General features: G+C 47.4%; 9 protein-coding genes, 1 other RNA gene and 5 pseudogenes. 8 read left to right on the top strand and 7 right to left on the bottom strand.

The genetic code is table 11. From position 1 onward, the window contains the following. The first annotated feature begins 601 nt into the window (after nt 1-601). Together AAF463_RS24495 and AAF463_RS24490 are read left to right on the top strand one after the other, a co-directional pair. Nucleotides 602-1,657 carry a NotI family restriction endonuclease gene (locus AAF463_RS24495; protein WP_350262501.1) on the top strand — a complete coding sequence of 352 codons (1,056 nt, stop codon included), beginning with the start codon at nt 602-604 and terminating at the stop codon, nt 1,655-1,657. A 97-nt stretch (nt 1,658-1,754) separates the two neighbouring features. Beyond that, on the top strand, nt 1,755-2,783 hold the full coding sequence (locus tag AAF463_RS24490) for a DNA adenine methylase (protein WP_350262500.1): 1,029 nt from the start codon (nt 1,755-1,757) through the stop codon (nt 2,781-2,783). Between the two features lie 573 nt (nt 2,784-3,356). On the opposite strand, the pseudogene AAF463_RS24485 reads toward AAF463_RS24490, so the two are convergent. From AAF463_RS24485 to AAF463_RS24460, 6 genes and pseudogenes are all read right to left on the bottom strand, one after another. Next, a pseudogene (locus tag AAF463_RS24485) lies at nt 3,357-4,735 on the bottom strand (IS66 family transposase). Nucleotides 4,736-4,774: 39 nt separating this feature from the next. After that, nucleotides 4,775-5,067 (bottom strand): annotated as a pseudogene (tnpB, locus tag AAF463_RS24480) (IS66 family insertion sequence element accessory protein TnpB). Nucleotides 5,068-5,232: 165 nt separating this feature from the next. Continuing rightward, nucleotides 5,233-5,502 (bottom strand): transposase, encoded by a 270-nt coding sequence (locus AAF463_RS24475; protein ID WP_350262499.1) that lies wholly within the window; start codon nt 5,500-5,502, stop codon nt 5,233-5,235. Between the two features lie 201 nt (nt 5,503-5,703). Beyond that, complete coding sequence (locus tag AAF463_RS24470; RefSeq protein WP_350262498.1) at nt 5,704-6,444, bottom strand: hypothetical protein; 741 nt, start codon at nt 6,442-6,444, stop codon at nt 5,704-5,706. Beyond that, nucleotides 6,428-7,636: an AAA family ATPase gene (locus AAF463_RS24465; RefSeq protein WP_350262497.1), complete on the bottom strand. Its 1,209-nt coding sequence runs from the start codon at nt 7,634-7,636 to the stop codon at nt 6,428-6,430. The genes AAF463_RS24470 and AAF463_RS24465 overlap by 17 nt, the downstream gene beginning before the upstream one ends. 193 nt (nt 7,637-7,829) lie before the next feature. Beyond that, a pseudogene (locus tag AAF463_RS24460) lies at nt 7,830-8,977 on the bottom strand (IS3 family transposase). Between the two features lie 821 nt (nt 8,978-9,798). On the opposite strand from AAF463_RS24460, the gene AAF463_RS24455 reads away from it, so the two are divergent. After that, complete coding sequence (locus AAF463_RS24455; protein ID WP_350262496.1) at nt 9,799-10,662, top strand: LysR family transcriptional regulator; 864 nt, start codon at nt 9,799-9,801, stop codon at nt 10,660-10,662. A gap of 34 nt (nt 10,663-10,696) precedes the next feature. Here AAF463_RS24455 and AAF463_RS24450 read toward each other — a convergent pair whose 3' ends face one another. After that, complete coding sequence (locus AAF463_RS24450; RefSeq protein ID WP_350262495.1) at nt 10,697-11,140, bottom strand: hypothetical protein; 444 nt, start codon at nt 11,138-11,140, stop codon at nt 10,697-10,699. A 1,159-nt stretch (nt 11,141-12,299) separates the two neighbouring features. On the opposite strand from AAF463_RS24450, the gene ssrA reads away from it, so the two are divergent. The 5 genes and pseudogenes from ssrA to AAF463_RS24425 form a co-directional block, all read left to right on the top strand. Next, nucleotides 12,300-12,702, top strand: a transfer-messenger RNA (tmRNA) gene (ssrA, locus tag AAF463_RS24445). 201 nt (nt 12,703-12,903) lie between these two features. Then, nucleotides 12,904-13,056, top strand: coding sequence for a transposase (locus AAF463_RS24440; RefSeq protein WP_350262494.1), 153 nt, complete (start codon nt 12,904-12,906; stop codon nt 13,054-13,056). A 239-nt stretch (nt 13,057-13,295) separates the two neighbouring features. After that, a complete protein-coding gene (gene tnpB, locus AAF463_RS24435; protein ID WP_350262493.1) occupies nt 13,296-13,685 on the top strand; it encodes an IS66 family insertion sequence element accessory protein TnpB in 390 nt (129 codons plus the stop codon). After that, nucleotides 13,682-13,864: pseudogene (locus tag AAF463_RS24430) on the top strand (IS66 family transposase); the annotation flags it as partial. The gene tnpB (AAF463_RS24435) and the pseudogene AAF463_RS24430, both read left to right, overlap by 4 nt. Further along, nucleotides 13,862-14,073, top strand: a pseudogene (locus AAF463_RS24425) (IS3 family transposase); the annotation flags it as partial. The pseudogenes AAF463_RS24430 and AAF463_RS24425, both read left to right, overlap by 3 nt. Nucleotides 14,074-14,172: the final 99 nt, after the last annotated feature.

The following is a 14,172-nucleotide window of genomic DNA, read 5'->3' as shown; positions in this document are numbered from 1 at the left end:
CCGAGGGACGAACCTTTTCCGGACTGGTCTCTGCCGTGCCTGCACGTTCCTCGTTATGCCTTCCTGCGGTCTTACGCATTCAGTGCCAAAGTAAATGCTTTTACCCATTCTGGCTTTCAGGCAATAACCAACATTGCCGTTACCGGCACTTACCTTTCCGAGAGATTCATATTGGCTGAAGTCTGATTTTAACATTCCAAATAGAATGTTAATAAGGCTTAGGTTGCCCGGCCCCTGGCCCCGGCAAAGTCTCTTCGTCTGACCCTTCGTGTTAAATGATGGAGAGGGCGGCACCGTGTTGCTAACAGATCACCGGACGCATTTTGAACCTTGCAACAGGAACCGGATGGCAACGGAAGGTGGTAACCTCTGCCGTATCCTGGAACACGGGTACGTTAGCGGTCATCTCCGTGTGCGGTGGCCATGTTAAGGTCGGTCCTTCGCGCAAAGTGCCGCCATTCATACAGGTCTGGATAATGCACTTTAATCAGGTAAGGAGGATGTGAGTATCATTAACGATATTAGATAAGTAAAATGGACCTCCCGGTTTTTAAGTAAAACAAGATGTTAATGTAATAATTCGCCTGATTCGTTAGTTAACGTGATCTGTTTCGTTAAACTCACCAATGCATTCTTATTAAATATGGATAGAAAATTCAAAGAGTTAACGCCGCGATTCGGTATTGGGGAGTGGTTTGGAGATAATTTAATTCAGCTTTCCGGTCATGAGCGTCAGCATCACGCTTCTGAAGTACTTAAGCCCAAGAAAGACAGAAAAGCGCAGCCATGCCCTTTTCAGGCCCGTAAACAGGGTGCCGTCTGTTCAAAGGATGGGGGAGTCTGTTCTCTTCGCCTCTATTCTTATGACGTGCATCCGGATAACGGACGGGCCACAGGTGTGCCTGTATCAGGAAAGCAGGGCGAATTACGTGCCACCTGCCCTTATCGGTTTCATGAAGATCTGGAAATTTTCAGGTGGGTGGGGGAAACCATCCTGGGAGACCCTGAGCCAATGCTTGTCGGAGAAGTTGGCTTTTTGGAGGCGAGCGCATCGACGGATAGCGAGGGCGGCGATGATGTTGGCCGTATAGACATGGTACTGGTGAGTTCAAAAACATCCGCAGGCGCGCCGATGGACTGGGCAGCTCTGGAAATCCAGGCCGTGTACTTCAGTGGTAATGCAATGCGAGGGGAGTTTGAAGCATTTGCCGATAATGCTGTCGACTGGGTTATTTTTCCCACAGGCCGTCGTCGTCCGGATTACCGAAGCAGCGGCCCTAAAAGATTAATGCCGCAACTGCAGATTAAAGTTCCTACATTGCGACGATGGGGAAAAAAGATGGCCGTGGTCGTTGACAGGGCCTTTTTTGATTCGATTGGTGAAATGGACAATGTCGCTGACATATCGAATGCGGACATAGCATGGTTTATCGTGCGTTTTGAAGAGGTTGAAGGTGAGAAGCGTACGCGCATTGTCCGTGATGAGGTAAGGTTTACGACGCTTGAGCGTTCAGTTGAAGGGTTAACAGGAGGTAAGCCGGTAGCGTTATCCATTTTTGAAAACAGAATAAGCGGTAAGGCAATGCTAACAACCCCTCTGGCTGAGCCTCGCAATACACTTTCTTTAAAAGGAAGTGAGGAAGATGCCTCAAACTAGCAAATATCAGCAAAAGAGATGTCCGTGAGAACTCACGGGTTTGACATATTATTTAATGCTTGTTAGTCTCCGTGAATATTCACGGAGACTAGTAATAATGACCATTGACGCGACAGCATCAAAGCGACAAAAACGTCGTACAGACCGACTTAAAGAACAGAATATTCATAAAACTACTGTACTCGTTCATGAAGAGTGTAAGCCTGCATTTGAAGATCTCAGAAACCACCTGATTGACCCTCATAAAGCTGAAGCGCTGGCCGCACTTATTTTGCAGTTGCACGACAAGAAAAAACCAACCAATGTCGCACAAGTGAGGCAACTCAGTCCTTTCCGCTATCCGGGTGGGAAAACATGGCTTGTGCCCGAAGTGCGCAAATGGCTGATGGCGTCAGCCATCCGTCCATCAGTTCTGATTGAACCGTTTGCTGGTGGAGCGATGATAGGCCTGTCTGCGGCAGCTGAAGGCCTGGTCGATAGTGTTTTATTAGGGGAATTAGATGATGATGTCGCAGCGGTCTGGCAAACCATATTCCATGAAAAAGAAGAAGATGTTGCCTGGCTGCGTCAGACGATAATTGACTTTGAAGTGAATCTGGAAAATGTACGCGCCATTCTTGATGGTAATCCACATACCGTCACCGGGCGTGCGTTTCGTACTATCGTTAAAAATCGCATGCAACGGGGAGGGATTATGGCTGCTGGGGCAGGGTTAATTAAATCCGGAGAAGCGGGGCGTGGTTTGAAGTCGCGCTGGTATCCGGAGACCTTAGCTAAGCGTATCGACGCTTTGCAAGGTCTGCGTGAAAGTATTACCTTCGAACAAACGGACGCTTTCGAAGTTGTTCGCCGTTATGCGGATGAGAGCAAGGCCTTTTTCTTCATTGATCCACCTTACACTGCGGGTGGCAAAAAAGCGGGGTCCAGGCTCTACTCCCATAATGAAGTCGACCATGAAGGATTATTTTCATTGATGTCAGAAGTCAACGGCACCGTTATGATGACGTATGATGATGCCCCGGAAGTGCGTGAGCTGGCAAAAAAACATCATTTCAGAATTGAAGAAGTACCCATGAAAAACACTCACCATGCTGTAATTCGCGAGTTATTGTTGTTAAAGCCTTAAGTCATCTTAGTTAGGCGAATCTAACTCTTTTCAAAGTGCACAGGTAAAACGTCTGGATTAGAGGTGCATTATGAGGAGGTATGTACAATCTGTTTTACGCAGCAGCAATAAGAGCGCATCGCTAAAATTTGTAAGCGTCCAGTTAACTCACATTACTGCGCAATGTGAGTTAACTGGACGCTTACTTCGTTTCAACCTTTAAGGATGAGATAACGTTCACTTCACTTCCAACAAAAAATATGACAGCCTGCTATGTTTGAGTAAGTGACTACTCAGAACCGCCATCATCGGATTGGATCCTATATACATACAACGTTGCTACTCTCATACTGATGCGATAACTTCCTGCTTATAAATTTTCGAGGTGAGCGGTACTCAAGCGCATCATGATACGTGTCAGGGAGAAGGTGTGTACACCGGGCAGCCATCATCCCCTCCTGGTGCTTATTTTTTTCCTGATACTCTCCCTTTAAAGTGTTTGCTGACTGACGTTTTGCATCATGTTGATGTCAGATTTGTTATAAATGGACGTAAGCGTACAGCGCGAACCGTATTGACAGGATGACCCGGAGATTACTCCCCGGGCAGGGTGACGCGCCATGGCAGCAGTTCGCCTACGCGGTTGACCGGCCAGTCTGCTATCACCGACAGCACGTGACGAAGATAATGTTCAGGATCGACACCGTTAAGGCGGCAGCTCCCGATTAACCCGTACATCTGCGCTCCACGTTCGCCTCCGTGGTCCGAGCCGAAGAACAGGTAATTCTTTCTGCCCAGACTGACCGTCCTCAGCGCGTTTTCCGTGATGTTATTATCCGGCTCAGCACAGCCGTCGCTCGCGTAATATTTCAGTGCTTCCCACTGATTGAGCGCGTGCGTGAACGCCTTCGCAAGTTCCGAGTGCCGTGACAGTGTTTTCTGTTTTTCCCGCAGCCAGCCTTCCAGCCCATTCAGCAGCGGCAGCGTTTTTTCCTGGCGTACCACCAGACGACCTGCGGCGCTTTTACCCTGGATGTCCGCCTCGATACCGTACAGCTCGGCGATGCGCCGCAGCGCTTCGGTCGTCGTGTCAGACGGTGTTCTGATGTGCACGTCGTGGATTTTACGGCGCGCGTGCGCCCAGCACGCCGCTTCCTTTATATGTGCCCTTGGCGGTACAGGTCGTTGAACCCCGCGTACGCTTCCGCCTGCAGCACGCCGCTGAACCCGGCCAGGTGCGTCTGCGGGTGAACGCCTTTGCGGTCCGGCGAGTAGGCGAACCACACCGCCGGGGCCATCACTGACCCCGCGTTGCGGTCGTCGCGCACGTACGTCCACAGCCTGCCGGTTTTGGTTTTTCCATTGTCCGCCAGCAGCGAACGACTGAGTGTCATGCCCTGACGTTCGTATATCTCTGACTGCCGGTTCAGCGGCGTGTGTTCCGCGTACTTTGACGTCAGCACCCGTGCCAGCAGGCCCGGCCCGGCGATGCCGCGCTCGATGGGCGACGGCGCAGCCGCCTGCACGATGCGGTCGCACTTTTTACAGGCATGCTTCTCACGCACGGTGCAGATAATACGGAACGCGCTGCGCAGCAACTCCGGCTGCTCTGCCGCGTCTTCACCCAGGTATGCCAGCGCGCCGCCGCAGTCCGGGCAGCAGACTTCCGCCGGCTTCAGACGGTTTTCATCGCGCGGCAGGGACTCAGGGAACGGTTTGCGCGTGCGGGTCTAACGCAGCGGACGCGGCACCGGCGGGTCGTCCACCCGACCGGTGCGCGCGTCGCTGTCTTTCTGCATGGCGGTGAGCTGGACTTCTGTCTGCGCGATGCGCTTTGCTACCTTTTCAGAGCGGCTGCCGCAGTTCATGCGCCTGAGCTTATCCAGCTGCGCCTCTGGGGCAAGTATCTGCGCCTGCTGTTCGGCCAGGCGCTGTTTAAGGAGGGCGATGTCGTCGGGAAGATATTCGTTCATGGCGGGCATGCTACCAGGTTGCCCGCAGGGTGACCAGGATTACAGCAGCGTCAGCGGTGACAGCAGGCGCTTTGGCTGGCGCCAGTCGATGCCCTCAAGCAGCATGGCCAGCTGAGCGGGCGTGAGTAACACTTTACCATCGCGGGCCGACTGCCAGGCGAAGCGGTCGCGCTCCATTCTTTTGGTGAGCAGGCACAGGCCGTCGCCGGTGGACCAGAGCAGTTTGACCTGGCCGCCCGAACGCCCGCGGAAGATAAAGACGTGACCGGACATCGGGGCGTCTTTCAGCGCGGTCTGGACCTTAGCGCCCAGGCCGTTGAAGCCGTGCGCATGTCGGTGATGCCGGCGACCAGCCAGATTTTTGTGCCGGATGGCAGGTTTATTTCGGATGTCCTCGGCGCATCGAGGCATGCAGCAGTGCGCTGGGTTGCTGCGGGGAAGGGTGATGCTGCTATATTTCGTCACCCGAAAGCCCGATAATACTGTCCGCAATGGCGTCAGACTGCGGTGCAGATGCTGGTGAAGGATGCACTATCTGATCCGGGACCAGCGCTGCAGCGCAGGTGATTTTGCTTTGCGCCCGCACGGCTTAGCGACACGGCCCTTATTTTCCAGAGACGCATCCATTCAAAGAGGATATTGTCGTTGACGTCATGCTGTCGCGGGAGGGCGGCAACGCTGCCGTTTACTTTAAGCTTTATGCGAACGAGCGGGAACTTAAATTCGGGCGTATAGCGCTGGCGGGTCAAGAATTTTGTGTCGGTCATCAGTTGCCTGACTTACGGGAAAACTGGACACCTCATTTATAGGGAGATGAGAAATTGGCCATACGCATTTGCTGAACGCTTACAGGGAAAATACGGTAAAGCAGGACTGAAGACACAAGTTCTCTTCATCTCCGTTTTGCCTGCTTCGTCTGATATGCAGAGGGTGTCTGGATGTTGCAGAGATGCCCGTCAGTGGGCTGGTTACAAACTCCGCAGAGCACGCTGCATATCAAGACTAAATGATCGGTAACTTTCCATTTCACCCGCGACGGCAGCCCCATCAAATCCATTTTCATTGATCCAAAGGACCTGCTCGAGTCGGCTTGATGCGTTTCCCATCGCTTCATCAAGCTGCTGTTTGGCTGAGTTAGGCGCATCGTCATTGCCCGGCAAAGTGTCCTCTAGCCTCGCACAATGTTGATAGTTGTTCCGAATGGCACACAGCAGCCAGGCTTCAGATTTCGGACGCGGAACCATTGCAATGCCACGTTCACAAAGTCCTGAACGTTCAAAGCCGTCCCGGATAGACTGTATTTTTGTTTGCCAGAGTTGTTGGCCGCTTTGATTATTACCATCACAATCACGAAAAAGTACGGCAATTACCGGGCTATCATGTTCGGTTGCAAGTCGTAATGCTTCTTCACCCAGCATCCATGCGTTGTCGAAAAAGTAGCCTCTGTCTCGAGTTGTTTGTTTTTTTCCCCGGAAAGCGACGTTTCGTCCGCTCTTTTCATCCATGAGGTCAGTTAACCTCGGCTTACTGATAAAAATATAGCTCTCATCAGAGGTTTCAAGAGGCGAATAATAATTGTGCGCTTCTAACTCTTTATCAACCAGCAAGGTCATAGGGCCATACTGGAAATCAGGCACTCGGCATAGGCCCTGACCATTAACGCAGGTGCCAAGATCTGTGGGTCCCTCTCCACTAAGCAAGATGATCATGAGACGATTCCGGCGTTTGGTTCTTGTCTTTGAGTTTATCCAGTTGCAGAAGCTCGTTTCTGAGCTTGTAGAGATCAGTATCAATCAGCGCTTCACCCGGTCCCATATACTTCAATTTGTCCCGGGTATATGCAATACCAAAAAAAGGTCTTATACGAGTCTGAGCGGACTCTGACTTGTATACCAGTTGAACACTTTCTTCTGCCACTTCATCTTCAAGATAATTCAGGATCATTGGACTATGTGTGGTAACAATCACCTGCATGGGACTAGCTACAAGAGTATCTACCAGTTTTTCAATGATTTCTGGATTTACTCCATTCTCGACTTCGTCGAGTAAAAGCAGGCTGGTACCGGACGCCGTGTTCTGCGCAAGTATCGCCAGAATACGCAGCAGGCCGTCATTTAACTGGCTTGCATCGATCTCGTTCACAGCCTTTACCTGTCCTTCTGACAGATGGGACTCAGAAATGACAAGCCTTTTCCAGCCACCTTTGCTAGTGGCAATGCGAAACTCGTCGATTTCGGGATAAAAGCGCCGAAGTTCATCCAATAGTAGCGCCTTGGCAGGCGGTTTCAGCGTGCTCAGAAATCCCGATAGTTTTTCCCCTCCGGGTCCGACATCAGTATCCGGCAGACGAGAGCGTTTTCTCAGGGAATGTGGTGAAAGCAGCTCTAAAGACTTTATATTTCGCACGGCATCACGAAACGCTATGATTTCTGGTGAGAGAAAATTGTCCTTAAGCTGTGAAAGAACGGAACCGGAATAATCGAAGGTAACGGGTAAGTGTTCATCACCCACCCGATACTTTCCATCATTGACCTCGAAGATCACTTCCTGCTTATCGAGGTGAATGATGCGCTCACGAGTGATGCGCAAACTGGTTCGGTTGAATGTCGCCGTCCACTGAAGGCGTTCACCCTTTCCAAGGGTGAACCCGACTTTGAGTAAAATCCCCTGTTTGGCAGCTTGTTTATCGCCGGTTTTGGAATATAAATCCTTTGACACCCAACCGCGTCCGTTTAACCAACCTTGCAGATCGCCATGCATTTGCCTTGAGATGAAATCAATTACCTGTAGCAGCGTGCTCTTACCTGCACCGTTCATACCGACGAGGCAGTTGAAAGAAGATAGGTTCAGATTTACATCTACTAGCGACTTGAAATTACGAACATGAATTTTATTGAACATCGAGGCCTTCTCCCTCTGATAAGCCACCGTTAACAGGCTTATCAAAAGCTTATCTTATTTAAGATTTTAACATATACGAAGGGATAAACCAAAAATGCCCTGTAATAAGGTTATCAGTAATTGGTTTTTTTACCGAGCTAATGTTATGCAGGTTGAAACGACTCACCGAGGTTAGTGAATCGCCACGGATAATCTAGACACTTCTGAGTCGTTGATAATATAAGTTTTCATATTCAGTCGGTGGCATCTGCTCGCTAGAACCATGCCGACGCTTACTGTTATAAAACATTTCGATGTAATCAAAAATATCGCTTCTGGCTTCGTCTCTCGTTCCGTAGATCTTTTTCTTAATCCGTTCGCGTTTCAGTTGCTGGAAAAAGCTTTCCGCAAGCGCGTTGTCGTGGCAGTTACCCCGACGACTCATGCTGCCTTCAAGACCGTGTGATTTCAGAAACGACGGCCACTCATGGCTCGTGTACTGACTGCCCTGATCAGAGTGAACCAGTACCTGTTTTTGAGGATTACGCCTCCATACCGCCATAAGTAATGCTTTCAGGACAATCTCTTATGTCATGCGGGGTTGCATTGACCAGCCGATAACTTTTCGGGAGAACAGGTCAACCACCACGGCCAGATACAGCCAGCCTTCGTGGGTTCGGATGTAGGTTATGTCCGTCACCCAACGCTCATCCGGTGAGTCAGGATTGAACTGCCGCTGGAGCCTGTTGGGTGCCACGATGCTGGTTTCGCCTTTACGTGCCCGTGGGCTACGGTACCCAACCTGAGCTTTTATTCCGGCACGCTTCATCAGCCGCCAGACCCGGTTCACTCCGCACGGCTGCCCGGTATCACGCAGATCGAGATGGATCTTGCGATAAACCTAGACGCAGCCAGACTCAAGACAGAACTGTTTGATCTGCCCGGTCAGCATGTGGTCTGCCTGGTGACGCTGTGAATGTGGCTGCTGAAGCCAGAAATAAAATCCACTCGGATGAACATCCAGAATCCGAGAGAGCAAACGAACAGGCCAGCAACGGCTGTTGTCGCGGATAAAGGCGTACCTCAGTCGGACAGCTTTGCGAAGTAAGCCGCGGCTTTTTTTAATATGTCCCTTTCGTCGGTAACCCGTTTTAACTCTTTCTGAAGACGGCGGATCTCGGCCTGAGCATCTGACTGTTCATTATTAGTGGAAGAATCCGGACCGTACTTCTTTATCCATGCGTAAAGGCTGTGGGTGGTGATATCGAGACGTGTTGCAACGCTGGAAACAGAATGACCACGATCAACAACCTGTTTGACTACTTCAATTTTAAACTCTTCAGGATAACGCTTACCGCTCATGGGCACCTCTCATTAAGTCATCTTAAATGACTCTGAGGTGTCTGTTAAACCCGTGGCGATTCAGGGTGAGTAATTGGGTTTATCCTGACTATTCAAAGTCATCATCAGTCATTCAATGTTAACAACACCAATTTATAGTAATCTTTACCAGTGCCAAAAATAACTATAAATAAGTTCTCAATGTACAACTCCAAATCCACAGATTTGCGTCGATTAAAATGCTAACCTAAGTTCACTTTCTAGAATTAAATATCGCCTTTAGGCTAATTCTTGAGATATAAGATTACTGATTTAGCTATAACGTTGTAGTGCAATCAGTTTCAAATATAAACTTTTTCAATGTGATTTTCCTTTAATAAGAGCAATTTTAGCGCTAGCGTGATGATTACAGTCATATTTAACCCTCACTATCTTTCGGCATCCATAAATATATCTTACATATAATTCTAAAACTTCCTTCATTAGCAAAAATTTCTTTTTTTTTTCTCAAAAGAGCCCTAAAGCATCTTTTTTTGGCATTGAAATTTGCGTTAATGCGCAAGTGAAGCCGTAACCATTAGACAGCCTACACAATTAGAATCTGACAAAAGGAAGTTTTTCATAGTAAACCCTGAAAACATAAATTTATCTTTATGTTATTTATCCTTTTAAAAACAATGGAATATCACCATTTTGAATACTTTTTAAATCAAAGTCATGTAGTTGTCAGATCTCTTCACCATGGTTCGATACATAGGCAGCATTTCAGTTGCAAAATTTATTAACAAACGCAAAGATTCTTACAACTTCTGACAGTAAATATACTAAAAGGTTATTGCCGTATGACCCTTATTTCTAAAAGAATGAGAGCATTCATCTTGGTTGCTCGTCATAATTCGATCAGCGAAGCAGCTAAATCCCTGTCATTAACAGTGTCTCCGGTCAGCAGACTTGTCACCGAGCTTGAAGCTTATTGCAATAAAGTGCTTTTCGAGCGAAAAGGTAACAAAATTATTATTACCCCTGAAGGAGACAAGTTACTTAAAGACATTGAATTTTATTACGATCGACTTGCCGAAATTGAGGCCAATCTTAAGGTGAGTGCGAGGAAAAAAATCAATACGTTGGTCTACGATTGGGGGAAGGACTTCTTCATTTACAAACTCAGTGAGTATTTCATAAAGCATACGGAGTTGCAGGGCTTTGACTTTATGAAAATCGGGGAGCAGATGATCCTTCCCCCTGACAACCACATGCTTTACCTTACATCAGAAATAGTACCGTCGAATTTTCATGATATTTATCATTTCAAAATGCATGATTCATTACTGATTTATCATCACAAAAGCTTTGAAATTGATAATCCTGATAAGCTGTTGATATTACATAAAGAACAACAATATCATACTACCATAAAGAGTAATCTTGAAAATATCATGAAAAAGTATTATTACTCTAATGTCAAAACTGTAAGCAGCGAAGCCTCAGCTTATGAAATGATCCGACAAGGTTACGGATCTGGAATTGTCACAAGCAGTACACTTAATCTATCTCAGTGGAAAAATGAAAATCTTGTGGTTAACGAAACCGGTTACAATATCCCACTCTATTTAATGATACCAAAAGGTGAACAACATAAGAGCAGTGTAGAATTGATATCAAAAATTCTGAATATTAACACTGTTAGTGTAAATATCACCGAGTGAAATTATTTTAGAAAAAGATTGACGCACAGCAAACTTACTTAAATAATGATGGATAGTTAATTATCCACGAACTGTACATTTCCGACGATTTAGAGTCGGGTGAAAATATTATTCTTGAATTTTTATCTACAGTTAATACTCTCAGGCCAACTGGCTCGTAAATCTTAAAGGATTTTTTTTCTACATCCAAGAGTTCTGCAAATAACATTGTCCCGTTAATACGAATTTCAGTACTTAGCGGTTGGTTGCCTGGAACATCGATCTCATATGGACATAGGTATCCCCGCCCTGCGCTTTTTTTTAATTTGAAATCAAAGAAAAGCGTATCATCATCAATAAATGAAGCTTTTTTATCGCAACCTAAAATCCATACATAGGGCGTTGATGTAACCTTGATTATCTTTTCTTCTTTAGAGTAAGCAAGATAGCTGTTCATTCCATCTCTGTATTGACTTAACATTACTGGCTTCTCAAACATCACACACCCTTTAATAAATTTTTATTTTTTAAATGTCGAATGTATTCTTTGCATGAAAATAGTTTCAACATATGTCGCTCGACCAAGTATCAATCGTCACTGCTGAGCACAATTACCGTATGTACTTCCTAATCTTAAAATTCCTTCACCAACACGCCATGTAATTACCCCGCGAAATTAATATACCTATACTTTAATAGATTTCAAATTCACTGATGAGCCATGTTGCTGATTCAAATATGACAAAATCTTATGATAATCGACATAAAAAAACGCCCCGCATGCTTATCGCAATATAAAATAACGATTTATTGTATGCAAGCCAAATTAGTTACTTACTGTCAAAACTTACGCTAAAGAACAATTCCTAAAAATTGGTAGGAGCTTTTCAAAAATTATAAAAAGAGTTATGATTTGAAAAAAAATTGATCCTTGACCCTTCTATTGATAACCCGGTTCGCTCGGGGTTTTTTTTAACATGCATGATTTACAAAATCTGAATTCAAACCTCTTTCGTCTCAATCTGCAATACACTTTAACAAACCTAATGCTTTACTTGATATATTTTTCTCAATGCCCTTAATTCAGAGTAGACTATTAGCTAACGACTTAAGCTTGCAACATCCACTTATTATTCATGCCATTTGACACACTATACCTTTCACTCCACACCTTTAATGAAACTAACCATTCCACAGTTGATGTTTCTTATTCATTTTCAAATCTTAGCCTATGTATATCTGCTAGGTATATAATTCACACTTGGGTAATTCTAGCAAAACCCATTTGTCAATAAGAAAATACACCTGTTGGTGGAAAATAAACCCCAACTCTGGTTCCGGGGGTTAATGTAATAGGCAAAATTAGCGAGGATATTGATGACCTATGGTCGTTACATTATAACTAATGTATGAAAACAAAAATCTGATGTAACTATAAAATCTGGTGGCCGTTTTTTTATAGTTGTCCTAGCGCATCGCGGTTAGCATGCAACTGAGTTAGTTCTCGTCAGGTACAGTTAATGCCACGTTCTGTTTCAGAATGCTTGAGTACGTAGCTGTATGAGGGAGTGTGTCGTCCTTAGAGTCCAAACCGACCGGACTATGATGGGTCTGATTAAGCAAACATCCGTGCCTACTACGTCAGTGTAGGAAACTCAGGGGCTGATTCTGGATTCGACGGTATTATCAAGCCTCAGGAGCATGCCGAGGTGCGGTTGGCCTCGTTAAAAAACCGCAAAAAATAGTTGCAATCAACTATACAACTGCACCTGCAAACGACGCTAAATATAATCCATTAGCGTTCGCTGCTTAATCAGCTTAATAAACTGAAGGTGTCCTCTCACCCTAGCCTCCGCTCTTAGGACGGGGATCCTGAGAGGTCAAACCCAAAAGAGATCGTGTGGATGCCTTGCCTGGGGTTGAAGCATTAAATTTAATCAGGCTAGTTTGTCAGTGGCGTGTCTGCCCGCAGCTGACCGGCGAACGTAAAGACTGACTAAGCATGTAGTGCCGACGGTGTAATAATTTCGGACGCGGGTTCGACTCCCGCCAGCTCCACCAAAATTCTCCATCGGTGATTACCAGAGTCATCCGATGAAGTCCTAAGAGCCCGCACGGTGCAAGCCCTACGGGCTTTTTTGTGCCCTTAATTTGTCCCGCGAAGTCTTAAGAGAACTGTAAGCGTGCAGCCAGCACCGTCAGGTTAATTTCGTCTCTCCCTGTAATGTAAACGTCCACTTATTCCGGTTAGGTGGACGCCTGATGACTGACTCTACATCTCTGACACGCCAGTGCTATACGCCCGAATTTAAGCTCCGGCTGGTTCACATGGCTCTTAAAACCCTTGAGGAAAATGGTAGTGTTGCCGCCCTGGCACGACAGCATAATGTTAACCACAACCTCCTCTATAAATAGATGCGCCTCTGGAAAAATGAGAGCGGCGTCGCTAAGCCCGGGGGGCGTAAAACAAAAAATCCTGCATTGCCCGCGCTGGTACCGGTTAAGATAGTGCATCCTTTGCCCGCTCAAGTGCCGCTGCCTGACGCCACCGCAGACTGCATTATCCGGCTCCCGGGCGGAGAAATATCGCTCCATAACCCCACTTCGGAGCTGCTCAGCGCGATGCTGGCGGCTATCATGCGCGGAGGACGTCCGTGATAAACCTGCCATCCGGCACAAAAATCTGGCTGGTAGCGGGCTTCACCGACATGCGCAACGGCTTTAACGGCCTGGGCGCAAATATCCAGACTGCCCTCAGAGATGACCCGATGTCCGGTCACGTCTTTATCTTCCTTGGGCGCAGCGGGAGCCAGGTCAAACTGATCTGGTCCACCGGTGACGGTCTGTGCCTGCTGACCAAAAGGCTGGAACGTGGTCGCTTCGACTGGCCGTCGGCCCGCTACGGCAAAGTGTTCCTCACACCCGCTCAACTGGCCATGCTGCTGGAGGGCATCGACTGGCGCCAGCCAAAGCGCCTCTGTCACCCCTCACGCTGCTGTAATCCTGGTCACCCTGCGGGCAACCTGGTAGCATGCCCGCCATGAACGAATCTCTTACCGACGACATTGCCCTTCTTAAACAGCGCCTCCTGCAGGCGAGGCTGGATGAGCGCGAGCGCGAAGTTGACTACCTGCAGGCGTAACTGGATAAGCTGCGCTACATGTACTTCAGCAGCCGCACTGAAAAGGTGGCGAAGCGCATCGCGCAGATAGAAGCCCGGCTCACCGATAACGGCAGTTGCTACATAGCGGACTCAACAATCACGTTCGCCGCCTCACGCGGGTTCATCGTGTGTACGACGCCAGTGCGCAGTCCGGCGGGCCGAATCGTTTGTGAAAACGTTCAAGCGTGACATACGTGTATGTAAATGATCTGCCGGATGCGGTGACCTTAATAGAAAAATTTATGGTATGGATGGAAAACTATAATAACTAGCATCCCCATAAAGAGCTGAAAAAGCAGTCACTGAGGGAATACAGAAGTTCGCTGCTAATTATAAATTAACCGTGTCCGTTTTAGCGGGGATAAATC

Origin of the sequence: Pantoea sp. BJ2 (assembly GCF_040255075.1) — a bacterium.
GTDB lineage: Bacteria > Pseudomonadota > Gammaproteobacteria > Enterobacterales > Enterobacteriaceae > Pantoea > Pantoea leporis.
Note: the sequence above shows the minus strand (reverse complement) of the source record. Positions and strands in the feature narration are given on the sequence as shown.